The sequence below is a fragment of the Alteromonas sp. ABH4_454 genome (genome assembly GCF_056311775.1).
The window spans coordinates 3,429,816-3,453,865 of sequence record NZ_CM149972.1; the positions used below are offsets into that span (position 1 = coordinate 3,429,816).

Sequence of the window (24,050 nt, forward strand, 5' to 3'; positions counted from 1 at the left end):
ACTGCGGGTCGATTTGAGGTGACAGTAATATACTGCCTTGAATTGTGTGTTAATATCGCAAATAACAATAAAATAGCGCGGAAAAACAGAGATCTATGAACAAGCGCCCGACTATCAATGATGTTGCAGCCCTTGCAGGGGTATCAAAGCGTACCGTGTCGCGTGTGATTAACGGCGCAACCAATGTAGGTAAAGCAACACGTGAGCGTATTGAAGCTGTCATTCAAGAAACGGGCTTTGCCCCCGACAAGCAAGCGCGAGGTTTAAGTACTAGCCGCTCTTATTTGATAGGCTTGATTTATGACAACCCCGATGCCTTGTATATCGACCAAGTACAAAGAGGTGTGTTGAGCATATGTTCTCAAAAGGGTTATGAGTTAGTTGTACACCCTTGTAGTTACAATGCCGATGGTTTTGTAGAAAACTGCGTCAATTTTGTACGTCGTTCGAACATTGATGGCGTCATCATACTGCCACCGGTATCCGAGTCTAAGCTTTTAGCAGACGCACTGCAGCAAAAGAGCATAAACTATGTTCGAATGGCGTCAGTAGATTTAGATGACCATCAAAATATCGTAGTCAGTGACGACAGAGCTGCGCTTTGCGACCTAGCCCGTTATATGGTATCACTGGGCCATAAAGATATTGGTATTATCAGCGGTCCACAACAATACTATTCCTCAAAAGAGCGTTTGGAAGGCTTTGTTGAGACGCTTAACGGTTTAGGAGTCGATGTACCTAAAAACAGAGTAATTGAAGGTAAAAACAGCTTCGAAAGCGGTATAGAATGCGCGCGTCAATTGCTTATTCAGTCGCCACGAGTTAAAGCTATTTTTGCAAACAACGATGAAATGGCAGCAGGCGTATTGAAAGTGGCTCATGAAATGGGCATTACCGTGCCAGACGAGCTCTCCGTCGCAGGGTTTGACGACAACTTGCTCGCCGCTCGCGTGATCCCTGCCCTTACTACGGTTCAACGGCCGGTTGGTGATATGGCTGCTATCGCAGCGCGTAAAATCATTGCACACATAGAAGGCAGTGAAGTGAGTGAAACTGAAACCTACTTAGTAAAGCCCCACTTAATTATCCGAGACTCAATCAAAAAAGTGTAACTTTTTGCAATGAAGTGTTGCTAACACTTCATTTTCGACCTATTATGCCACCGGTGGCACATATTAAATAAGAATGTTAATGAGCCTATTTAATAAAGATAATGCTCAACGTTAAAAAGCTGCTCAAGTGACTATTCAGTATTAAACGGCTCGATAGAAACTCAAAGAGCTCAAGATGACAAAGCAGGACATGTGATGGACGTTAAAACACAATTAGTTAAAGTGCATAATAACGATAACGTTGCGGTTGCAACCTGCCCTATCGTGGCTGGCACTTACATCGCTGAATATGACATTACAGTTAGCCAAGACATTCCTGCTGGCCATAAAGTTGCCCTAGTTACCGTGTCAGACGGTGGCGACATCGTAAAATATGGTTTCAGCATTGGTGCTGCAACAAGCCAAATTAATGCTGGTGAACATGTTCACAGCCATAACGCAAAGACTAAGTTAAAAGGCACTGAACAATACGTTTACGCGCCGTCAAATACCGCTTCAAAACAAAACCATCTTACTTCTGAGTTACAGTTCATGGGCTACAGAAGAGAAAATGGAAAAGTGGGTATTCGCAATGAAGTGTGGATCATAAATACCGTGGGTTGTGTAAACCGTACTGCGGACCGAATTGCTGATGAATGTAACCGTCGTTTCGCGAGCGAATGCGAAGGTTTCCGCGCATTCACCCACCCTTTTGGCTGCTCTCAGCTTGGCGATGATTTAGACGACACCCGCACAATATTGGCATCACTGGCATCGCATCCGAATGCTGGTGCCGTGTTAATTGTAGGCTTGGGTTGCGAAAACAATCAGCTTAAGAGTTTACTGCCTCACGTTGATAAACCGGCAAATCGGGTTCGCTTCTACAACGCACAAGAAGTGGTAGATGAATTAGAAGAAGGCGTCAATGCGGTTTATGACTTGCTAAAAGTAATGGCTAATGACAAACGTGAGCCCATCGACGCTAGCGAATTAACCTTAGGCATGAAGTGCGGTGGTAGCGACGCTTTTAGCGGTATCACTGCCAACCCAACAGTAGGGCGTGTTACTGATTTAATGTGTAATCTAGGTGGCTCGGTCATTTTAACCGAAACGCCAGAAATGTTTGGCGCCGAACAGCTCTTAATGAATCGCGCTAAAAACAAAGACGTATTCGAGGCGTTTAACTCGCTGATTGATGAGTTTAAGAACTACTTTATCGCCCACAACCAACCTATTTACGAAAACCCGTCTCCAGGCAATAAGGCAGGCGGTTTAACCACGCTAGAGGAAAAGTCTCTCGGCGCGGTTCAAAAAGGTGGAACGTCTACTATTCAGTCTATCTTGCAATATGGCGAGCCCAAGCAAGATAAAGGCTTAAGTTTATTACAAGCACCTGGTAACGATGCCGTTAGCTCAACGGCGCTGGCAGCATCAGGGGCACATATTGTTTTATTCACCACAGGCCGAGGCACGCCCCTTGGTTTTCCTGTACCCACAGTCAAGATATCGTCAAATTCAGATATCGCTAATAAGAAGCCACATTGGATAGATTTTAACGCTGGACAAGTTCTAGAAGGCGTATCTATCGATAAGTGTGCCGAAGCGCTACTCCAACACTGCTTGGCAGTGGCATCTGGTCAACAAACCTGCAACGAGAAAAATGGCAGCCATGAGATTGCTATTTGGAAACGTGGCGTCACCCTCTAAAAGAGAGCGTTATGGAATCGATTTTATTACATGAAGATAGACTTTTTCCTGCCGATGAAGCAACTCGTACTGTTGCAAAGGCGTTGTATAAGGAAATTCGGGATCTCCCTATCATAAGTCCGCATGGCCATACTGACCCACGTTGGTTTGCACAAAACAATAATTTCACCAATGCAACCGAGCTATTTATCACGCCTGATCACTATGTGTTCAGAATGCTGTATAGCCAAGGCATTAAATTAACCGATATCGGTGTACCACGTTGGGATGGCGGCGAGACGGAAAAGGATCCACGTAAAATCTGGAAGCTTCTGGCAGATAACTATCACCTGTTTGCTGCCACACCGTCCCGTTTGTGGTTAGACACTGTATTTTATGATGTGTTTGGTTTACGAGAGATGCTATGTAGCGACAACGCAACGCATTATTACGACCATATTACCGCGCAGCTTCAAGGGGATGACTTTAAACCCCGTGCGCTGATGGACCGCTTCAATATTGAAGTGATTGCTACCACCGAAGGTGCGCTTGATGCCCTTCCCCATCACGCAGCGATTAAAGATACACCGTGGGCAAAGCGGGTAATCACCACCTTTAGACCTGATGATGTAGTCGATGCTTCACGCGAAGATATTGTTTCAAACATTGAGAAACTGGGTGAACTCACCGGTGAAGACACTGCAACCTGGCAGGGCTACCTGAATGCAATTCGTGCACGACGTGCCGTCTTTAGAGAGCACGGGGCGACAGCAACCGATCACGGACACCCAACGGCGAACACAGCTGATTTAAGTGAAGCTGAGTGTATTGCTTTATTCGATAAAGTAAGAAGTGGAAACAGTAACGCTGAAGAGCAAGAGCTATTTAGAGCGCAAATGCTTACCGAATTAGCGGGAATGAGTGTAGAAGACGGCATGGTGATGCAAATTCACCCTGGTTCGTTTAGAAACCACAACAGTCAGCTCTTTGCACAGTTTGGTCGCGATAAAGGCCACGACATTCCAATGCAAACAGATTTTGTTAAAGCGCTTCGCCCGTTACTCGGTAAATACGGTAACGAGCCTAACCTCGACATTATTCTATTTACATTAGATGAAACCACGTACAGCCGTGAATTAGCGCCACTTGCAGGCCACTACCCTTGCCTGAAACTCGGTCCTTCTTGGTGGTTCCATGATAGCCCTGAAGGGATGTTGCGCTTTAGACAGCAAGTGACAGAAACCGCAGGTTTCTTCAATACGGTTGGTTTTAACGACGATACGCGCGCGTTCTTGTCTATACCTGCACGTCATGATGTTGCCAGACGCATTGATTGTCGCTTCCTTGCACAGCTAGTTGTGGAGCACCGCATCAGCGAAACAGAAGCGGCCAGCATTGCAAGAAAACTCACTTATGATTTTGCTAAACAAGCGTACAAACTGGGGTAATCATGACAAAGCCGTTATCAATTTCAACGCTACCTCTTTTAAGTGACAGCGTAAGTAAACCAAATTACGACCTGGAAGCAACCGGTTGTGGCATTGTGCATATTGGTCCAGGCGCCTTTCACCGTGCGCACCAAGCGTATTATACCGAAAAGGCGCTGGCTTATGGCGGTGACTGGCGCATTCACGGTGTGTCAATGCGCAGCGCATCACTTAAAGAAGCGTTAGCTACGCAAGACAACCTGTATGCTTTGTGTATTGTTGACAACGAGCCTGAAACTCACATTATTGGCGCAATTAAGACCCTTTCTACATTAGCACATGATCGTGAAGACATTGCTGCTGCGCTGGTAGACAAGCAAACTAAGATTGTGACGCTTACCGTGACAGAGAAGGGCTATTGCCTTAATGCACAAGGTCATCTAGATACTGATCATCCAGATATTAAAGCTGATTTAGTCACGCCAGAAACACCGGTAAGTGCAGTTGGCCTAATTGTGCAAGCGCTAGCACAACGTAAGCAGTCAGGCTATGCAGATATTACCATTATCAGCTGTGACAACGTGTCGGACAACGGTAAAAAGCTGCAAAAAGCGGTGACCGAGTTCGCCAATAAAACGGATGAATCACTCGGCCAATGGATCAGCGAGAACATCGCCTTCCCCTGCACTATGGTTGACAGTATTACGCCAGCAACTGAAGACAGCTTTAAAGCTAATGTTGCCAATGAACTGGGTCTAACCGATAACTGGCCTATTCAGCGAGAGGCATTTACTCAATGGGTGGTTGAAGATAATTTTTCTGGCCCACGACCTGCTTGGGATAAAGTTGGCGTTACTTTCACTCATGATGTGAGCTTCTTTGAAAAAGCTAAGCTTCGCATTCTAAACGGCACACATTCAACACTGGCCTACATAGGGTTATTGCTTGGCAAGGAAACCGTATTCGACGCAATGCGTACCCCAGCCATAAAGCAACTGATTCAAACCATGTTGAAAGAAGAAATTGTTCCGTCTCTATCCAGTGATAACGAGTTTGCCGATAGCGGAACACAAGACTTCGATCTGAACGCTTACGCACAAGACATTGTTAAGCGCTATGAGAATAAGCATATTCGCCACCTGTTGTCGCAAATTGCTTGGGATGGGTCACAGAAAATCCCATTTCGAATTCTCGACACAGTACGCGATAACCTAAAAGCAAAACGAAACATTGATTTGCTCTGTAGTGCCGTTGCGGCATGGTGCCTATTTGTAAACAACAAGGTACGTTTAAACGAAACTATCACCGACCCGCTAGATAGTATGTTAAGGGCTACAGCAAAATCAGTAGACTTTCAGGCAATAGAACTTGCAAAAAAATTGCTATCTCTTGAAATCATGTTCGCCGAACTGTCGGTAAACACTACGTTCAAAGAAAAAGTGCTCGAAAAAGTTGATCAGCTGCTTAACATTTTATCGCACGAAAACAGCAACGAAAGTCAGCAAGGTTCTGCTCCCACTACGTTAACAGAAAGTTCGCTAGATTCACTAAAAGGAACCGCGTGATGAAAAGTACCTTTTCCATGCTTAAAGGCGCCCCCTTACTCCCTATTATTCAGCCTAAATCTGTTGACGAGGGGCTTCACTTAGCAGAAGCAATTGCAAATAGCGGCCTGTGCAACATAGAAGTAGTGAAACGCAGCGACGCAGCATTTGAAGCCCTGTCAGCGATTAGAAAACAGTTTCCTGAACTCGTTGTGGGTATGGGCACATTGTTAAATCGCAACCACGTATTTGAAGCGTTGGATGCAGGCGCGCAATTTTTGATAACGCCCACAAGCTCAGAGACATTGCTCGATACTCTGATTGCTTCTAATGCACCCTTTTTGCCTGGCGTCGCTACGCCTGCCGATATTCTTTTGGCGCACCAAAAAGGCATTCGCGAGATGAAGTTCTTTCCTGCGAGTCTTAGCGGCGGAACCCCTTTTCTTAAAGCGATTTCAAGTGTATTTAGCGATGTTTGCTTCTGCCCTACCGGCGGCATTAATGGCGACAACGCGAATGAGTATCTCTCGCTTGGCAATGTTCGAGCAGTAGGCGGTACATGGATGATGCCGAAGGCAGCCATTGACGCAAAAAATTGGCAAGCTATAACTTTGGCATGTCAACAAAGCCTCACATTGTTTGATGAGGCTGCGGCATGAGCATCGTTGATACCAAACAAAGAATGGTTATTTTTGGCGAGTGCATGGTAGAGCTTCGAAGCACTCAGCGTGAATCATCAGTTAGGACGTGTGATGAAAACACAAATAGCGATTTGATGACGAAAAGCTTTGCTGGCGACACCTACAACACTGCGGTTTATTTAAAACGCTGTTTGCCTTCATCTTCCATTAGCTACTTAACAGCGATCGGCGCAGACTTTTTAAGCGATGAGCTGCTGTTTAAAATGGGTGAGCACGAAATAAACACTGATTTAGTATTTCGCTCGTCGTCGCGTAATCTCGGTTTGTATATGATCCGCAACGACAATGAAGGTGAAAGAACCTTTGCCTATTGGCGTAACCAGTCTGCTGCAACTCAAACGCTTAATATTATGAACGGCGCTGAATTTACGTGTGACTGGTTTTACTTGAGCGGTATCTCTATTGCTATTTTAGATGACGAACAGCGCGCTACACTTTTCGAACTAATTTCATCCCTCAAGGCCAAAGGCAGTAAGATTGCCTTTGATCCTAATTATCGAGCTCGCCTTTGGTCATCTCAAGAAGATGCCAAGTACTGGACGGGTAAGGCTTATGCTGAAGCAGATTTAGCGTTCCCAGGTGCTGACGACCATTTAATGCTGTTTGGCCACACTAATGCTGATGAAATATTTAGCTATTTAGCCGACAAACAGATTGAAGAAATCGTTATGAAAAACGGGGCAGTCGGCGTTCATATACTCTGCCACAAAGAACAATGTATTGTACCTGTTGAGCGTGTTGAGCAAGTGGTTGATACAACAGCTGCTGGCGATGCATTCAATGGCGGTTATTTGGCAGCTCGACTTGCAGGTAGAAAGCCTGTTGAAAGCGCGAGCTATGGAGCAAAAGTGGCAGCCACCGTAATAACCTACCCAGGTGCCATTATATCAGGCGATGCCTTCACTAATCACATACCGTCGCTATAGTCGGTATGTGACATTCCCTTTTCTCTTTTGTCTTCCCTCCTCCTCACTAATCACTCGCCACATACAAAATTGATAACGATGCCTCAGCAAGTTAGCTAAGATAGGTTGCACTGCGTTAGTTTAAATAGGCGCGGCATACTAGGTATACTGGCGCGCCGCTTTGTTTAGTTTGATTTATAGAGTGTCTCGATAAACGTATTTTGCTAATGGATGTGCTGTTGCTTTTAGCTCTCGCACAAATATTTGCGCCATTTTTGCAGCACCAACTACGTTCAAGTGAGTGTCGTCATTCTTACCTTCAGGATAGCGCGCATATAGGTCGGCGGGCACCTTAATGAAGTAATGGTTGCTGTTAGGCTCGCCTACCTGAGCAAGAAAATCGCAAGTTAAAGCGTTCATAGGGATAAATGGCACGTTATTTTGTGCTGCCACTTTCTTCGCTGCATCGGCATACGCCAGCAAAGTGCGTTTTAATACACCTTCCTCGGTGAAATGACGCCTGCAAATACTACTTGCAATAATCACTGATGCGCCTCTCGCTTCAACGTCTTGCACAAACTGTTTCAAGTAAGCAGGATAGGCATTTTCCGGGTCAGCATAGCGAGCGGGGTCCGACTGTTTTTGATCGTTGTGACCAAACTGAATTACCACAAAGTCACCTTCAGAAAGATCAGATAACAGCACTTGCCAACGCCCTTCGTCAACAAATCGCTTTGTGCTCCTGCCGTTAGCCGCGTGGTTTTTGATATTTAGATTTGGCAGCATGAATTCAGGAAGTAATTGCCCCCAACCACGTTCTGGATATGCCAACATTGGCTTGTCTGACATGGTTGAATCGCCAACCAAATGTAGGGTAACCGGCTTTTTGTAAGGCGGAGCTTTTGCACTTCCTTCGTTCTCTACAATTCCGGCACTTTGTTCCTTAGCAATGTGGGCATTTGAGCTAGCGAGAACCAAAGTGCTCGAATGAGGCACGTAGCTGTTTTGAAGAGCCGTCGTACTTTCTTGGCCTGCCAATGCAAAACTACTGGCTACAGCAATAACGCTTGCAAAACTGTAGCGAAGCGCGTTGAATATTTTTCCTGCGGTGGAGTTACTTGAATTTCTCACACCTTTTCTCCTTCTCAATATTAGTAGAGTTGCGCTCCAATTAAGTGATAAAGCAGATAGACGCATCAGGAACAATCCGCAATGTCACCTTGTCACAAATAAAAAAGGCCATCATTACGATGGCCAAACACACCCGTCTTCACGGAACACAACATTTAATTATTATCTTAGGCTCACCAATATGCTTGGTCAGTCTGTTATTTTACATAGTATAACGCGCGCCCAAGAAGAACTGACGGCCCGTATGGTTGTATTCACGTACCAAATCCAATGAGCCATCACCCGTGGTAAACAAACGCTCGTACTCGTCAGTTAGGTTAATTACTTCAAAGGTTAACGTGAGTTCGTCGTTTACGTTATAAAATGACGAGAAATCTACCTGCGTTGGCCCTGTCGTGCCGTGTGCAACGTTACCATTGCTGCCAGTAAAGTCTGTCAGGTAATCGTCACGTTTGTTAACTGACACACGCGCGCCGTATTGGTCTGTTTCGTAATACACCGTAAAGTTGTACGATGTTTCACTCATACCTTCGATGTCGTCTGCGTTAACGTGAGTGTAGTTCGACACAATACCCATGTTTTCGAACAGGCCTGGTAAGAAACTTAACGGCTGCTGATAAATAAGCTCATAACCGCTTACACTTCTGTCCTCAGCGTTGATTGGGCTACTATGCTCGTATGGAATAGTACGAGGGTCTAGCGCAATTACAGGGTCAAACTGTGCATCGTTATCGATAAAGTCGTAGTAGGCACTATCAACTAGACGCTCTTCAGATGCGCGAACAATCCAGTTATCAATGTCTTTGTAGAACACGGTTGCTGCCAGTAGCGCTTCGTCGTCGAAATACCATTCAACACCAAAATCTACGTTGTCTGAAGTGAACGGGTCAAGGAACGGGTTACCCACGCTTACCGAGCCGTTAATATAATCAAAGCTAGGGTTACCAGGGTTTAATGAGTTCAGGCTTGGGCGCGTCATTGACTGGGTTAGACCAAGGCGTACAACAACGTCATCAGTGGCCTCAAGTGCTAAGTTAACTGCCGGCAAAAAGTTATTGTAGTCATTTTCAATTTGTACCGTTTCGCCTTGAATAAAGCCTTCAGAGGTGGTGGTTGTTTTCACATAGCGTACACCGTAGTTAGCGCGAAGCAGCATATCGCCAATCTCATAACTCGTGTCCATCTCAATATAAGCAGCAGAAGTTTCTTCGCCTACTTGCCAGCTTTGTGCAGAGCGCGGTGTCCAAACTACGTCTAGAAGCTGACTATTTATTGCGTCAAAGTCAGCAACAAGAAATGGGTCTAGAGGACCATCAAAGCCACTACCGAAATCGTCTACCGGCATCATTTCAGCAAAGCCGACCGCCGAATCTTGATCTGGGAAGCCATTAATTTGCTCTTCACTGTAGGTTACTACGCGGTCGTTGTAGGCGAAGCCCGCCTTGATAGTTACTTCGTCGCCAAGGTAAGTGGCATCAAACTTAACCGTATCGTTTTCGCGCAATACATCAGTAGCGCGTAAACGACCATCTGAAAGATTATAGTTACTTGCATCGTTAACGTCATAACCGTAAGTGAGCTGCGGAGCGTTAATGTTATTACTAAAATCAAAACCGTAGCTGGTTTCTTCTAACAGCGTCATGTTGTAACGATACTGCTCTGAACGAGCATCAGATTCTGCAGTGCCGGCCATCATATCTAATTTAATATTTTCACCAATAAACCACTCGCCAGAAATCACAAATTGACTAAAGTCAGTGGTTGATTCCTGCAAACGACTCTCTATACGTGACTTGATACCGTCGTAACTTCCGGCTAGAACCTGTTTGCCATTAGGATGTACTGTAATAGAAGTGGGTGTAATCTCTGAAAACGTACTTCTAAACATATGGAAGAAATTGTACATAGTACGGGTGTTATCTAGTTTAGATACCAAACCGTCTAAGGTTAAAGTGAAATTATCAGTGGCAGCCCACTGGATAGAACCCGTAAAACCGGTACGCTCTTGGTCATTACCAAAGTAATCAGGTCGTGGAAGGCGTGGCGTCCACAAGCAGTTGATGGGATCAACAGATTCGCCTTGAAACTCGCAATTACCCACGTCTGGCGCGCCGTTCACCACAGTATCAGACGTGTCTGCAAAAATACCGCCGCCATCACGAACCGGTGTTGTCCAACGAACGGTACCGAAGCCTTCTTGCCTTACTGTGCGCTCTGAGAAAGCGGCCGAGAAAAGCACGCCCACCTTGTCGTCAGCGAAACGGTTACTGATCATGAAAGCTGCGCGAGGATCGGTCTCTTCAGTAATGCTGTTATAGCCACCTTGAAGGGACGATACGAATTTAAAGCCGTCATAATCGAACGGTTTTGCGGAGTACAAATCAACGGTACCTGCAATACCGCCTTCTTCCATTGAAGCTGTAGGCGACTTCTGAATATCTACACGATTAAACAGTTCAGAAGCGAAAATATTAAAATCAAAGCCACGTCCACCGTTTACGCCACCGCCTGAATCTGTTCCATCTGTACTTGCTGGTACTTCCATGCCATTAAGTGTTGTACGGGTAAATGATGGGCTTAAACCGCGCAAGGTAATTTGACGGCCTTCTCCACCCTCACGAGAAATCGCTACGCCTGGAACGCGCTGAATAGACTCTGCAATATTTAAGTCCGGGAATTTACCAATGTCTTGCGCAACAATTGATTCTTTACTGTTAACTGATGTTCGCTTTTCCATCAGTGATTTATTAAGTGATCCACGAAAGCCAGATACCTCTATGACCTCCATATTTTGCGCTTCGGTTTCACTGGCTTGTTCGTCTGTGGCTTCTTGTGCATGAATATGTGCGCCTGACAACGCTAGCGTAACAAGAACAGCGAGTTGCTTTTTCTTTGGTAACATTGTTGTTTCTCCGGTTTTTATATTTATAAGCGACGCACATACTAAGAAAAAGTGAAAATGCTTCTGAAACGCGTGTGGACCTTTCAAATTAACACAAATTCAACATTTACCGTATTTAACCATTTCACTTCCCTTTATGCCACCGGATAACATTTTGGAGGTCATTGCCGCCAATAATCTATATTAACCAATAGCACGCTTTGGCTGTTAAGGAAGCGAAAACGCGTCAATTCTAATTAATTCTCTACAGTGGTTTTGTAACCACCAAAACCATGAATAAGAAGCATTGCAGGGTACAGCTCTATTTTTTATCAACGCAAAAACTTCCCTTCGGCAATAATGTAAACCCCGAAAAAACACTCAAGCTTTACATTTGATTTACATCCTAATTAGATATGCTACCGGTGGCAACTATTTTATTGAAAAAATTTATTATATGTATAAGTTCAGAAGATAATATTGATCGCAAAAGGCAATCTAGACCTAAGCCAAATGAAGAGAAAAAATTAAATTTAATCTCTTATATACATATACTTAGTTAAAACTTACAGCTTTTACTTGACGTAAAATAAAAGTTAAAAAATATAAATAATTTCGTTGACATGCAGGCAAATAAAAATCATTATGCTACCGGTAGCACAGAGTGTATTTACAATGTTATAAAAATAAGGGTTTGTTATGCTAAAAGGTATTCTACGCGCCGCTTCCGTTATAGCTTGCACGGCGTTTGTTTCTTCGGCTGCTGATGCAAATGATTGGGTGAAAATGCCTCTTGATAACACGCAATCGTGGTCTATGAGAATGATAGAGTCTGAAATGGTGCGCTTTCCTGGAGCTTGGCAAATCGATTGGGACGAGACGCCACAATGGGACTACGTTCATGGTCTCAACCTTCTCGCGATAACAGAAGTGTATCAAGATACTAAAGATCCTCGCCTTCTGTCTTATGTAAAAGGCTACTACGACATGCTGGTTCAAGATGACGGAAGTATTAAGACATACGATATCAACAAGTTCAATATTGATATGGTTAACCCGGGTAAGGTGTTATTTTTTCTTTATGAAGAAACTGGCAACCCTAAATACAAAAAGGCAGCCGATCTTTTAAGAACTCAACTCACTGACCACCCGCGTACAGAGCAAGGCGGTTTTTGGCACAAGAAACGCTATCCAGACCAAATGTGGCTTGATGGCCTATACATGGGGGCTCCCTTCTACGCTGAATACATTATTAAGTACGGCGATATGAAAGAGCTAGACGACGTATTTTTGCAATTTGAACTCATTGAAGAGCACCTTTACGACGAAAAAACAGGCCTCCCCTTGCATGGCTGGGACGCATCTAAAAAGCAAAAGTGGGCTGATAAAGAAACAGGTCTTTCTCAACATCACTGGTCACGTTCGCTAGGTTGGTATGCTATGGCAATGGTGGATGTGCTAGAAGTTGTTCCTGCAGAGCACCCAAAAACACCGTGGCTAAAAGCGCGCTTTAAAGCGTTTATCGACGCTACGCTTACCTATCAACATAATTCAGGCACCTGGTATCAGGTTACTGACTTGGGAAGCCGTGAAGGAAACTACCTTGAAGCATCAGGTACAGCAATGTTGACCTACGCTATGGCTAAAGGTGCAAGCCTTAAGTTTCTTTCTAAGGAATACAAAGCTCATGCAGAAAAAGGGTTTGCAGGACTCCTTGATCAAATGATTTCGGTTAATCCAGAAACTAACGTTATCAGCCTTGAACAAGTTTGCGCTGTTGCTGGTCTTGGTGGAAATCCATATAGAGATGGTTCATTCGACTACTACATGAGTGAGCCAATCAGAGCAAACGACGCGAAAGGTGTAGGCCCATTTATTCTGGCCGCACACTACCTAAATAAGTAGAAAGCACTATATCGTAATGCAAGGAGTCTATGATGGCCCAACCTAAGTCAATGAGCACTAGACGACATTTTTTAAAGTCCGGTCTCGCCACCACTGTAGCAGCTTCTGGGATGGCTGTAAGTGTTCCTACATTTCTATCCGGATGTGCAAGTGTGACCGAAACAGGAAGGACGCAACGCCAGTGGGACGCTGAAGCAAACCTTATTAAAGGGATGATAAAGCGCCCCACCTTTGCAAAGCGCGAAGCTAATGTTACCGACTTTTCAAATGAAAATGGCAGTGACTTTAAGCAAGCGTTACATGCAGCTATCGACCAAGTCGCACGCCAAGGTGGTGGCAAAGTGGTTGTGCCAAAAGGCGACTGGCTATGCAGCGGCCCAATTCACTTACAGTCGAATATAAACTTGCATATTGACGCAGGCGCAACAATTCGATTTTCTACAAACCCTGATGATTACAAACCATACGTTTTTACTCGCTGGGAAGGTATGGAGTTGATAGGTTACTCCCCTCTTATTTATGCTTTTGAGCAAAGTAATATCGCAATTACCGGCAAGGGTACGCTTGACGGTAGCGCGGCGAAAGACAATTGGTGGCCATGGAAAGGTAAGTGGAAGGCTTCAACATGGGGTGATGATCCGGTTGAAAACCAAAAATACACCAGAGATACGCTTCAGCAAATGGTAGAAAATGGGACACCCGTTAGTGATCGCGTTTTTGAAAATAACTACCTGCGCCCTCCGTTTATACAACCTTACCGCTGTGAAAATGTACTTATTGAGGGCATTACCATTCTGCGTTCTCCATTTTGGCTGGTTAACCCTGTGCTTTGCAAAAACGTCACCGTAAACGATGTGTACTGTAAAAGTTTCGGCCCAAATTCGGACGGGTGCGACCCCGAAAGCTGCACAAACGTACTTATATCTAACTGTACGTTTGATACAGGAGACGATTGTATTGCCATTAAATCTGGACGTAATGCAGACGGCAGAAGGGTCAATGTTCCCTGCAGTAATATTGTCATAGAACATTGCGAGATGAAGGCGGGGCATGGCGGTGTTGTAATAGGCAGTGAGATATCCGGCGGTGTAGAGAATCTCTATGCACAGTATTGCACCATGAGTAGCCCTGATTTAGACCGCGGCATTAGAATTAAAACCAACAGTATTCGGGGTGGGCACCTGAAAAATCTAAACTATCGCAATATCGATATTGGGACGGTGAAAGACGCCGTTGTCGTGAATTTCTTTTACGAAGAAGGTGATGCAGGCAACTTCCCTCCTCTGTTAGAAGATATCACCATAGAGAACTTGAACGTTGCTTCTGCTAACCGAGCCTTTGTACTTCGCGGGTATGACCATACGCCCATTTCCGGCTTGACGTTAAATAACATAACGATAAAACGTGCGCTCAAAGATGCTGTTATCGAAAATGTGGCGCACCTTTCTATAAATAATGTGTTTATTAATAATCAACCGTTTAACGAGCGTGGGTTGTAGAATAAATACTATGGAATTTAATAAAGCACGTGTCAGTCTTAGTTTAGCCTTTGTGTTGCTAACAGGCATCATTTTCAGTGAATTGAGCGCGGCGATGCCAGTAACTACTGATGTAGTAGTAGCTAAATCACATGACAGTAACTTGACTAATGAATCGTTACCTCGTTTTAACTCTGTGTCCGAAGCTGTTGCTTATATCGAATCTCACGAGCCACAAAAAGACAAAGTGTGGACCGTTTTTATAAGCGAAGGCATCTATCGAGAACGTGTCGTCATTAACGCTGATAATGTCCACTTGGTAGGCCAGTCGCAAGAAACAACGACTGTCGTTTTCAATCGATATGCAGGTCAAAAGGTCGCAGAGAACTCTGAAGAAAAATGGGGAACCCGCCGTACTGCCACGGTAGAGATTTTAGGTGATAACATCACTATCGAAAATATTACAATCGCCAATGACTTTGATTATCCCGGTAACGAGGTCAAAGCAAAAGATGACCCTACTCGGTTATCAGGTACGCAGGCAGTAGCGCTTAAAACCGATGTGAACTCAGATCGCACTTACCTTAAAAATGTGGCACTCTGGGGTTATCAAGACACCCTCTATTTAAAAGGTGACCGCGCTTTGATTGAAGGCGGAACAATAGCAGGTCATATTGACTTCATTTTTGGTGAGGGCACAGCATTTTTTGAGAGCGTTTCAATTGTCTCACGAGCACGTCATTCAGGTGGTGACAGCGAAGGACTTACGGGCTACATAACCGCCCCAAGCACCCATTTACAGCGCCCATATGGACTTACTTTCAATAACTGTAGGCTTGAAAGAGAAAACGATGTTCCAGATGAAAGCGTGGCACTAGGAAGGCCTTGGCACCCAACAACCACCTTTTCAGATGGCCGTTATGCAAACCCTTTCGCTGTAGGCAAAGCGACCTTTATTAATACCTATATGGACACTCATATTACTCCAACTCGATGGACTACTATGGGAGGGACTACACCAAAAGGTACAAAGAGACCATTTAGTCCCCACACAGAAGCACGGTTTTCCGAATACCAATCTTTTGGAGATGGTGCACCTAAAGAAGCCGCATCACCTGCAATTGACTCCCATTTTCTAAACGATAAAGAAGCAGAGTTTTACACTAAGGACGCGGTATTGCGTGGCTGGGTGCCAAACGATTTTCCAAGCGATGATGAATAGGGTCACTTAAAAAAGTAATTTGCTCAGCACATTGCGTAACCACTTGGCATCTATTATCTTTTAGTTACCACTGTGCATTTCTTTACCTTATGTCCATACGTTTTCGATATATTGTTGCTTTAGCGCTAACAGCGTCGCTGATTACCTTGTCTTTTTTAATTCTTTCAGGGTTAATTAAAGAACAAAAGCAAGATGGTGAAATTATCAATATTGCAGGCCAGCAGCGTATGCTGTCGCAACGCATAGCGATGCTGGCAACTTCATCGACATTGTGTGGAAACAGCCAAGAATTAGGCTACTTACAACAAGACCTTGCTAAATTTGAACAAAATCATAAGTATCTTACCTCTTTAGAACATCTGCCAATTCAAATCTTTAGTACTTATTTTCAGCAAGGACAGCTAGATGCAAAAGTTAAAAACTTCGTCGATAGAGCTGAGACCTTGTTAACAAATGCACGTTGCGAAACGACTTCTCTTATGCCGGTTGAAGAGCTTACGTCGCTTCTACAGCAGCTAGACAATGTTGTGAACCAATTCGAACAGGACGCAACATCACGTGTAGATACCGTCCTTACTATTGAAATGTACCTGTGGCTTGCAGCACTTGCTCTACTGGTTATAGAAGCCGCGCTTATTTTCTTTCCTATGGAGCGTCAGGTTAAACGCTCTATTAACGCGCTAGAGCACTCGAAAGAATTAGCACAAAATGCCGCAGAAAAAGCCGAGAAAGCCAGTAAAGCAAAATCAGAATTCCTTTCAAGCATGAGCCATGAGTTACGTACGCCTATGAATGGTTTATTTGGCATGATAGAGCTGGCGATCGATAATCCGGAAAAAAGTAACTTGTACTTAAAAAAGGCTAAAACAGCCGGCCGGCAGCTATTAGTTTTGATTAACGACATTCTCGACATATCTAAGATAGAGGCTGGCAAAATCAAGATAGAACAAGCCCCTGTTGATTTATTACAAATACTAGACGATGTGGTGTCGTTACAACGGGTTTATTGCCAGCGTAAAGGGCTCGAATTTCACTATTTAAAAGACGCTAATCTTCCCCATGTTATTCAAGGTGATATAACGCGAATAGCGCAAATCTTACACAACCTGCTAAGCAACGCGATTAAGTTTACGGCCGAAGGCTCGGTAACGCTAAAAGTGACACACGCTAAACATGAAAATGGCAATCGCCTTATCTTTGATGTTATCGATACAGGCATTGGCATTCCCTCTTCTAAGCTAGAGAACATTTTTAAAAAATTTGAACAAGCTGACCAATCTACAACACGAGAATTTGGTGGCACAGGGCTAGGGCTAAGTATCGCAAAACAGCTAGCTAACTTAATGGGTGGCGACATAAATGTGGTCTCATTCTCAGGTCAAGGCAGTACATTTACTTTCACAATGCTGACAAGAGAAGCACAGCTCCCAGAAATCGATATTGTGCCTAGCGTTAACTTGCGTTGTGCAATCATTGACGACCTACAAACCAGTCGCGAATACTTTGAGCACATCGTTGCGTCTATGTCGATTAAGCCCTGTAGCTATGAAAGTGCGAAAGCATTTTTAGATGACAAACCGTTTAATTTTGATGTCATAATTCTTGACCTTTCTATGCCAGGAATGAGCGGCGTAGATTTACTTCATCATCTTAAAAATTTAAAACCGCCCAAATTTCCTAAAGTAATATTAATTTCGGCTGAGCTAGAAAGATTGGAAGACGAACACGAAATACTCGAAAGTATTTGGAAGACTCATGCAAAACCAATCAACCGACGTGAACTGGAAAATGATTTAAGTAAGTTGATTGAAACAAAGCCTGTTAGCCGCCAAGAGATTCAAGAACTCAATAAAAAGAAACGGATACTATTGGCTGAAGATAACGAAATTAATGCTGAGATTGTCAAAGCTATATTGCAAACTGAAGGATACAAATATCTGCATGTTAAGAACGGCCAAGATGCCGTTGAAATATGTAAACGACACAACTTCGACCTGATACTTATGGATTGTAACATGCCGATTATGGGCGGTATTGAAGCCTCAATTATTTTGAGAAAAACACTGGAAACTAACACTCCTATAATCGCACTGACCGCAAATGCATTTGCAGAAGATAAAGAAGAGTGCTTAGATGCGGGCATGGATGATTTCTTAGCGAAACCATTGGATAAAGACACCCTACTCGCTACGATTAAAAGATACATCAGTTAATAAAGACGCTTGTACTTATGGGCTAGGTTTACCAAACATCAATATTAACGAAAATAAACGGTCTCTAAGCGGTATAAGCTTCTTGCTCGCCTACATAGCCTGGGGCAATAGCAAGGTTGTCAGTGTCTGCCAAACTCTGCTGATTTCTAAGCCAAAGCTGGTATTCACCGGTGCGTAAACTGGCATGCTTTGTACAGTCAACATTCCAACGCCTTAACAAATACCCTGCCATGGCTGCGCGCACTTCTAACGTCAACACGCCTTCTTCCATAGCGTAGTCGAACTCTATCGCAGTAGAATATTTAATATTCTTCGGGTGGGGCACAATTTCAAGTGAGATAAGCCTTCCCCACTCTTCATCCTGCTCAATGCATTCATGAGTTTCAGGTTCGGTTTTAACCGTTACCTTACTAATTCTTGTAAGCACAAAATCGCGAAAGCTTTGAGATTTTCTGTCGAACGCTCGCACATGCCAGCGCTGGCCATTATCAACAATACTATGCGGAACCAGTTCTCGTGCGCCACTGCCACTAGACAGCGATGTGTAAATAACGCTCATCGCCTTTTTGTTTACTATGGCTTGTACTACTTTCGCCACCACAAAAATATCAGGTACGTTCAGCGAAGACGCACTTTCTACGGGGAAATGTACATCGCCAATAGCATCGAAACCGTCCGATATATCGTTAGCAAGCTTTACCAAGGTACGTTTTGCATCGTGTTCAAAAACCGGAACGAAGCTTTCTGTTTGAAAATAACGTTTTTCCCTCGGGTCATAAATTAAGTTATCAGGCGCAAGTTCTTTATACAGCGTAAAGTCACGAGAGCCGGCCGATAAACCCACTTCAAACCGATTGATTAAATCTTGGCGATGAATGGCCCCTTTAAACAAAAGGCAGAAGTCGATATACGCCAGTCGTTGGCGTTGAGAAAAAGAAATGGTTTCTAACATGGTGCGCGCTTATTGTATTTTTATTCAGTGTGGTTCATTTAAAGCCGCATGTAAATAGCAAAAGACATAAAAAAAGCCCAGCACTTGTCTGGGCTTAAACGTTTAGCGTTTAAGGTTTATGATTTCGCACGCTTGCGAGCGAAAAACATACCACCTAACGCCAGTAGCGATAGCGCAAAGGTACCTGGTGCGGGTACTTGAGCGATGGTGAAGCTTGCGGTTTCTGGCATAGCCGTTTCAGGTGAAAGTGGACCTACTGCAGGGTCTACAAATTGATTTTGCAGAAATGTAAATGGCGATATATCGCTGCCGAAAGAAGTAGCTAAAAACTGCGCGCGATAAAGGCTAATTTCATTTTGCCCCTGCTGCGGAGCTGTTGCACCTAATCCGCCGATTGACTCAGCAAAAAGAGCTGTACCTTCAAACCTTGCCAAAAATAACTCAGGCGCAAAAGTAGGCCCTCCTGGGAACGTCGGTATTACTTGAGTACCAAACGGCATAAGGCTTTCAATACTATTATCAATAAATTGCAATACACTATTATCAAAGCTAAATGCTGTATCATAGCCAGACATGAGAGTCTGTACGCCATTATTGAATAAGCCTGAAATACTTACTGTAACGGTCACTGTATCACCGACATTATAAATCTCTTTATCTGTCGTCAAACTAATTATTGCTGCATTTGCATTGAAAGTAGCGGCAGCCATTAATAGTAAAAAGAACTTTTTCATTGTTATTTTCCTAAAATTAAATTGCACAGTTAGCGCGTGTACACATCGCCATTAATGCCTGAATATCGAAGAAGCTAATCTGGCCGTCGCCGTTAAAATCGTAGTTTTCACCCGTCGCTTGCCCTTGTAAAAACAGTTGATAGAAAGCAATGATATCGTTGTAATCCACATCGTTATCACCATCAAAATCTCCAACTGTTACTTCTTCTGGGAAGTTAAGCACTACCACTACTGGGTCGTGATCAGACGAGCGATAAGCATCAGCGCCGTAGTAACTAGAAAGCTGGGTTTCAGTCTTATATTCAACGTTATAGTCGAACACGCGAGGTTCATCGGCATTAATGTGCCATACCGTTGCATCTACCACATATTCAGTTAATGAAGGGCTTGATAAAGCGTGATCTAAGTAACCTACTTCGCCGCCGAAGCTATACGAATAAGCGCTGTCTCCATCAAAGAAGTTAACCAAGTTACTGTAGCCAGCCTCTTCAAGCGCAAGGATAGGTTCCTCTTTCGCATAGGCATTCAAATCACCCATTACGACAACGCGGTCAGACAAGACATCACTGTTTTGTTCAACAAGAGAAATTAGGCCTTGTGCTGCTTGGGTACGAAGTTCGTTCCAACACCCTTGACCGTCACCTAAATCAGCGTTGTTGCCTGTCGCGTCCCCACAACTTCCTTTTGACTTAAAGTGGTTTATCGCTAGGGTAAAGTCTTCGCCATTACTGTTCACGCTAAAACTTTGTAGTAAAGGTTGACGGTTGCCATAGTCAAATGGCGCGTCAGATGAAGTCACAGGGTTACCCTGTAGCGAAACTACTGCTGGTTTATAGATAATACCTACAGCAATTTCATCACCGCCTAGTTGAGACTCTAATGCAACATAGCTGTACTCATCGCTGCCGAGTTCAGCGTTAACGCTGTCAACCAATGTCGCAATCGCCGATTCACTGCTGTAACCATCGTTTTCAATTTCAACAAGGCCAAGTACGTCAGCATTCATCGCTACAATAGCTGCAATGGTTTTCGCTTTCTGACGCTCGAATTCAGCAACTGAATCTGCGCCACGAGATGTGGGGAATTCCGGGCCATTGAAGTAGTTAAGCACATTAAAGCTAGCCACTTTTACATCACCGATAGCATTGAGCTGTGGTGCAGCAATTCGTGGGTTAGTGCCTACGGTTTGAATATCACCAACAGGAATAAGGTTGTAAGCACCAAAGGCGTAATGTAAAACACCTTCCAAAGCTTCGATACTGTTGCCCAAACGTAGAGGGTTGTTGTGCGATAATCCACCTACAGGGAAAGGAATATCATCCAAATTCTGTGATGTTTCTCCGTCATCAACCAATAAGGTATTTCGTGCATTGATTTCGGCTAGTGCCAACGCATCTTGTGAACCCGCTACAAACTGATTAGTAGGAATGAATAAGCGTTCTGAAGACACGTTGAACTGACCATAACGCCCAAGATTGTAGATATCAGAAACTTTAAGGGTTTGCTCAAAACTAATATGCATGCCCTCTAGTGCTTCTAAATCAGTATCAAGGCTAAATGGCATAGCAACAGGTGTGTAAAGCACATTACTACCTACACCCGTAACCTCGAGTTCTGCAGACAGGGTTAATTGGGTTACACCAAAGCGCTCGCCTACTGTACCTTGCAAACGCACCGCATCCCCTGCTTCTGGCAGGTTAAATGAGCCTGCGTAAACGAACACACCTTCAGAAGTTGCCGGGTTATCGTCTGAATCACTTGCTTCTTCCTGAACAAAGAAACCGCTCATGGCAGGTACAACTTTGGTGACTACTGCTTCAACAATCACATCCGTGCCGACAAGCGCTGATTCTTCACTGTCGCCTTGAATTGCGCTGATAAGTACTACTTCAGCAATTGGATCTGTTGGGTCTGTAGGGTCCGTCGGGTCGGTTGGCTCACTTACTGAACCGTTGTGAGAACCAAAATTACTTAGCGTATCTTTTGCAAAGCTATCCCATTCATCAGTGGTAAAAGCAGGGTTTCGGTTTGGGTTTCCGCCAGTCACTGTACTCTTACGTACTAATGTGACGTCTTTGCCCCAATTAGTCTTAACGCCAAAAGTACCCAATGCATCTACAACTTGACCGTTGTAGACAAGCTCAACGTAATCGTCGCCGTTGAAATTCATTACGAAACTGCTGAGTGTAGAACCAGTTGTAAGTAAAGCATCAGCTTGGGCGTGAGCGAATGTTGCTACGCCACCTGCAGGAATTTCACCCTCAAGCGCCAGTACTTTACGGTCGGCATCGGCAGTATCACCGTTTGAAAGTAAAACTAACTCGTAACCAGACAAGCTCACAGGTTGAGTCGAGCTATTGAAAAGCTCTATCGCTTTGTTATAGCTACCACCCTCAATGTACTCTGAGATGTAAACGCTATTGGTTGACGGCCCAGTATCACCACCAGTATCGCCGCCTGTGTCACCACCAGTATCACCGCCTGTGTCACCACCGGTATCACCACCTGTGTCACCGCCTGTGTCTCCGCCTGTGTCACCGCCGGTATCACCACCTGTACCGTCGCAGTTGTCGTTATAAATAAGTGAAGCAAGTTCAGGCTTATCAATAAACGGGTTACGGTTCCCTTGGAATTCAAACACACGCTCGTTACGGCGGCGCTCAAATTCATCGACTGGATCGCTCTCGTGCCACTGAAGCAGCACACAAAGCTTACCAAATGCAGCTTCGTCGGTAGACGTTAAGCGGTTTAACAATACTAAATCTTCTTCGGTATCACCTGCGGTGTTACCGTCGTAACGCACATCCATATAAAGCATAGAGCGAGCTACGTCACCCTTCACTGCATCGCGCGGCTCGAAAGAATCGTTATCAACACGGTTTTCAGGCGCTTCGGCAAGTGCGCTATCGCTGAAGTCAAAATCTAAATTGCCACGAGAGCTATTAACCGAAATATCTGTGGGACGCAGATGAAGAATATCGCTGTATGCAGTTAAGCTTGTACTTGAAAAACCGTGGCTTTTTGCCCAAACATGTTCGCGGTTCCAATTTTCTTGGTTAGAGCTTTGGCTACCGCTTCCGTTGGTAAACTTACCTTGTGATATCCCCTTATAAAACAGGATAACATTGTCAGTATTTGAAGGGTCTTCATCAGTATAGGTAAGCGCCGTCCACACCTCAGAGTATGATAATGTGCGATGACCGTTTTCAATGATGTTGTGCGCTGTTTCTTTCAGTGTTTGTGCACTATCGCCGTTAGCAATAGCGGCATCTAAAGCGGCATAGTAGTCCGATGCTACAAAATCACTCGCTAAATTAATTGCTTCTAAATCTGGGCAGTTAAAGCAAGTACCGCTTAAGAAAAGAAGTTCGTTCGAAGGTTCACCACCGTTATCGGGGTTATTGCCGCCATCGCCGTTGTCACCACCATCGGTGGCATCTGAGCCGCTCACTGAAATACTGTCTAAATTCAGGTATTCAGTACCGGCATTATTAGCCATAGCTACTTTTAATACTAACGAGCTTCCGCTGCCAATTGTCTCATTTACCGTAGCACTATCGAAGTCATCTTCTACGGTATTCGATGCCCCTTCGGTAAGTGTTATAAGCTCAAACGCGCCGCCATCCAGTGAGTAAAATATATCGATGTAGTCTGACGCTTCAAACGTTCCACTTTGAGAAAGTGCTGCATTAATTGTGACTTCACCAGCACTAGCGATATCGATTGATTCACTCAACCAAACCACTTCGCCATCCACATCGCGGGCTTGCATAGCGCCATTTTCTACACGAAACCAATCTGAAGTTGCAGTTAATGCGCCTTTGGAAACGTCAATTGACCAACGCTCTACGCCTTCAAGGCTTAGAACGGCCCCACCGGGATTAGAACCAGTTGCGCCCTTTCCTTGCAATTCACTGGATTCAAAATCTTCCTGCCAAACCGTGTCGGCCGATGCATTTAGTGATACTACGCCCAGTGACAATGCCCCTGCCAACAACGCGTTGACAACTTTCGCTGATTTACTCAGCTTATACTTTTGTGTGTTACCCTCATTAACCATTTTGCTTTCCGCTTTATTTGTATAAGGAAGGTATAAATTCTTATACATACGTATGCGCAGCAAGCACTTAATGAAAATAATAATATAAACGTCACACGCTATATATATCAACAAGTTACA

15 protein-coding genes are annotated in these 24,050 nt (G+C 44.3%); 10 read left to right on the plus strand and 5 right to left on the minus strand.

Annotated features, from left to right (window positions below; all coding sequences use genetic code 11):
* Nucleotides 1-95: 95 nt before the first annotated feature.
* The 6 genes from ACYX4W_RS15050 to ACYX4W_RS15075 all read left to right on the plus strand — a co-directional run bounded on the left by ACYX4W_RS15050 (nucleotide 96) and on the right by ACYX4W_RS15075 (nucleotide 7,375).
* Nucleotides 96-1,112 (plus strand): LacI family DNA-binding transcriptional regulator, encoded by a 1,017-nt coding sequence (locus tag ACYX4W_RS15050; protein WP_476073699.1) that lies wholly within the window; start codon nucleotides 96-98, stop codon nucleotides 1,110-1,112.
* Between the two features lie 195 nt (nucleotides 1,113-1,307).
* Nucleotides 1,308-2,798 carry a UxaA family hydrolase gene (locus tag ACYX4W_RS15055; RefSeq protein ID WP_476073700.1) on the plus strand — a complete coding sequence of 497 codons (1,491 nt, stop codon included), beginning with the start codon at nucleotides 1,308-1,310 and terminating at the stop codon, nucleotides 2,796-2,798.
* Between the two features lie 11 nt (nucleotides 2,799-2,809).
* A complete protein-coding gene (gene uxaC, locus ACYX4W_RS15060) occupies nucleotides 2,810-4,225 on the plus strand; it encodes a glucuronate isomerase (RefSeq protein ID WP_476073701.1) in 1,416 nt (471 codons plus the stop codon).
* Between the two features lie 2 nt (nucleotides 4,226-4,227).
* The gene (locus ACYX4W_RS15065; RefSeq protein ID WP_476073702.1) at nucleotides 4,228-5,769 is read left to right on the plus strand and encodes a mannitol dehydrogenase family protein; all 1,542 of its coding nucleotides are present in this window, start codon (nucleotides 4,228-4,230) and stop codon (nucleotides 5,767-5,769) included.
* The gene (gene eda / locus ACYX4W_RS15070) at nucleotides 5,769-6,407 is read left to right on the plus strand and encodes a bifunctional 4-hydroxy-2-oxoglutarate aldolase/2-dehydro-3-deoxy-phosphogluconate aldolase (protein ID WP_476073703.1); all 639 of its coding nucleotides are present in this window, start codon (nucleotides 5,769-5,771) and stop codon (nucleotides 6,405-6,407) included. The genes ACYX4W_RS15065 and eda overlap by 1 nt, the downstream gene beginning before the upstream one ends.
* Nucleotides 6,404-7,375, plus strand: a complete 972-nt coding sequence (locus tag ACYX4W_RS15075) for a sugar kinase (RefSeq protein WP_476073704.1) — start codon at nucleotides 6,404-6,406, stop codon at nucleotides 7,373-7,375. Before eda ends, ACYX4W_RS15075 begins: the two co-directional genes overlap by 4 nt.
* A 174-nt stretch (nucleotides 7,376-7,549) precedes the next feature.
* Here ACYX4W_RS15075 and ACYX4W_RS15080 read toward each other — a convergent pair whose 3' ends face one another.
* Together ACYX4W_RS15080 and ACYX4W_RS15085 are read right to left on the minus strand one after the other, a co-directional pair.
* Nucleotides 7,550-8,485 carry a rhamnogalacturonan acetylesterase gene (locus tag ACYX4W_RS15080; protein WP_476073705.1) on the minus strand — a complete coding sequence of 312 codons (936 nt, stop codon included), beginning with the start codon at nucleotides 8,483-8,485 and terminating at the stop codon, nucleotides 7,550-7,552.
* Between the two features lie 202 nt (nucleotides 8,486-8,687).
* Nucleotides 8,688-11,387: a TonB-dependent receptor gene (locus tag ACYX4W_RS15085; RefSeq protein WP_476056393.1), complete on the minus strand. Its 2,700-nt coding sequence runs from the start codon at nucleotides 11,385-11,387 to the stop codon at nucleotides 8,688-8,690.
* A 678-nt stretch (nucleotides 11,388-12,065) separates the two neighbouring features.
* Between ACYX4W_RS15085 and ACYX4W_RS15090 the strand changes: the two genes are divergently transcribed.
* From ACYX4W_RS15090 to ACYX4W_RS15105, 4 genes are all read left to right on the plus strand, one after another.
* Nucleotides 12,066-13,271: a glycoside hydrolase family 88/105 protein gene (locus ACYX4W_RS15090; protein ID WP_476073706.1), complete on the plus strand. Its 1,206-nt coding sequence runs from the start codon at nucleotides 12,066-12,068 to the stop codon at nucleotides 13,269-13,271.
* A 32-nt stretch (nucleotides 13,272-13,303) separates the two neighbouring features.
* On the plus strand, nucleotides 13,304-14,770 hold the full coding sequence (locus tag ACYX4W_RS15095; RefSeq protein WP_476073707.1) for a glycoside hydrolase family 28 protein: 1,467 nt from the start codon (nucleotides 13,304-13,306) through the stop codon (nucleotides 14,768-14,770).
* A 10-nt stretch (nucleotides 14,771-14,780) separates the two neighbouring features.
* Nucleotides 14,781-15,971, plus strand: a complete 1,191-nt coding sequence (locus ACYX4W_RS15100; RefSeq protein ID WP_476073708.1) for a pectinesterase family protein — start codon at nucleotides 14,781-14,783, stop codon at nucleotides 15,969-15,971.
* Between the two features lie 89 nt (nucleotides 15,972-16,060).
* Entirely contained in the window at nucleotides 16,061-18,184 is a 2,124-nt protein-coding gene (locus ACYX4W_RS15105; RefSeq protein WP_476073709.1) for a response regulator, read from the plus strand.
* A gap of 64 nt (nucleotides 18,185-18,248) precedes the next feature.
* Here the strand turns inward: ACYX4W_RS15105 and ACYX4W_RS15110 are convergent, their stop codons facing one another.
* The 3 genes from ACYX4W_RS15110 to ACYX4W_RS15120 form a co-directional block, all read right to left on the minus strand.
* Nucleotides 18,249-19,136, minus strand: a complete 888-nt coding sequence (locus ACYX4W_RS15110; RefSeq protein ID WP_476073710.1) for a WYL domain-containing protein — start codon at nucleotides 19,134-19,136, stop codon at nucleotides 18,249-18,251.
* Between the two features lie 116 nt (nucleotides 19,137-19,252).
* Nucleotides 19,253-19,870 carry a cohesin domain-containing protein gene (locus ACYX4W_RS15115; RefSeq protein WP_476073711.1) on the minus strand — a complete coding sequence of 206 codons (618 nt, stop codon included), beginning with the start codon at nucleotides 19,868-19,870 and terminating at the stop codon, nucleotides 19,253-19,255.
* 16 nt (nucleotides 19,871-19,886) lie between these two features.
* The gene (locus tag ACYX4W_RS15120; RefSeq protein ID WP_476075483.1) at nucleotides 19,887-23,930 is read right to left on the minus strand and encodes an ExeM/NucH family extracellular endonuclease; all 4,044 of its coding nucleotides are present in this window, start codon (nucleotides 23,928-23,930) and stop codon (nucleotides 19,887-19,889) included.
* Nucleotides 23,931-24,050: the final 120 nt, after the last annotated feature.

What these genes read in the sequence shown, in the direction of transcription:
- ACYX4W_RS15050 (WP_476073699.1), top strand. Translation starts at nt 96, where the DNA reads ATGAACAAGCGCCCGACTATCAATGATGTTGCAGCCCTTGCAGGGGTA.
- ACYX4W_RS15055 (WP_476073700.1), top strand. Translation starts at nt 1,308, where the DNA reads ATGGACGTTAAAACACAATTAGTTAAAGTGCATAATAACGATAACGTT.
- uxaC (WP_476073701.1), top strand. Translation starts at nt 2,810, where the DNA reads ATGGAATCGATTTTATTACATGAAGATAGACTTTTTCCTGCCGATGAA.
- ACYX4W_RS15065 (WP_476073702.1), top strand. Translation starts at nt 4,228, where the DNA reads ATGACAAAGCCGTTATCAATTTCAACGCTACCTCTTTTAAGTGACAGC.
- eda (WP_476073703.1), top strand. Translation starts at nt 5,769, where the DNA reads ATGAAAAGTACCTTTTCCATGCTTAAAGGCGCCCCCTTACTCCCTATT.
- ACYX4W_RS15075 (WP_476073704.1), top strand. Translation starts at nt 6,404, where the DNA reads ATGAGCATCGTTGATACCAAACAAAGAATGGTTATTTTTGGCGAGTGC.
- ACYX4W_RS15085 (WP_476056393.1), bottom strand. Translation starts at nt 11,387, where the DNA reads ATGTTACCAAAGAAAAAGCAACTCGCTGTTCTTGTTACGCTAGCGTTG.
- ACYX4W_RS15090 (WP_476073706.1), top strand. Translation starts at nt 12,066, where the DNA reads ATGCTAAAAGGTATTCTACGCGCCGCTTCCGTTATAGCTTGCACGGCG.
- ACYX4W_RS15095 (WP_476073707.1), top strand. Translation starts at nt 13,304, where the DNA reads ATGGCCCAACCTAAGTCAATGAGCACTAGACGACATTTTTTAAAGTCC.
- ACYX4W_RS15100 (WP_476073708.1), top strand. Translation starts at nt 14,781, where the DNA reads ATGGAATTTAATAAAGCACGTGTCAGTCTTAGTTTAGCCTTTGTGTTG.
- ACYX4W_RS15105 (WP_476073709.1), top strand. Translation starts at nt 16,061, where the DNA reads ATGTCCATACGTTTTCGATATATTGTTGCTTTAGCGCTAACAGCGTCG.
- ACYX4W_RS15110 (WP_476073710.1), bottom strand. Translation starts at nt 19,136, where the DNA reads ATGTTAGAAACCATTTCTTTTTCTCAACGCCAACGACTGGCGTATATC.
- ACYX4W_RS15115 (WP_476073711.1), bottom strand. Translation starts at nt 19,870, where the DNA reads ATGAAAAAGTTCTTTTTACTATTAATGGCTGCCGCTACTTTCAATGCA.
- ACYX4W_RS15120 (WP_476075483.1), bottom strand. Translation starts at nt 23,930, where the DNA reads ATGGTTAATGAGGGTAACACACAAAAGTATAAGCTGAGTAAATCAGCG.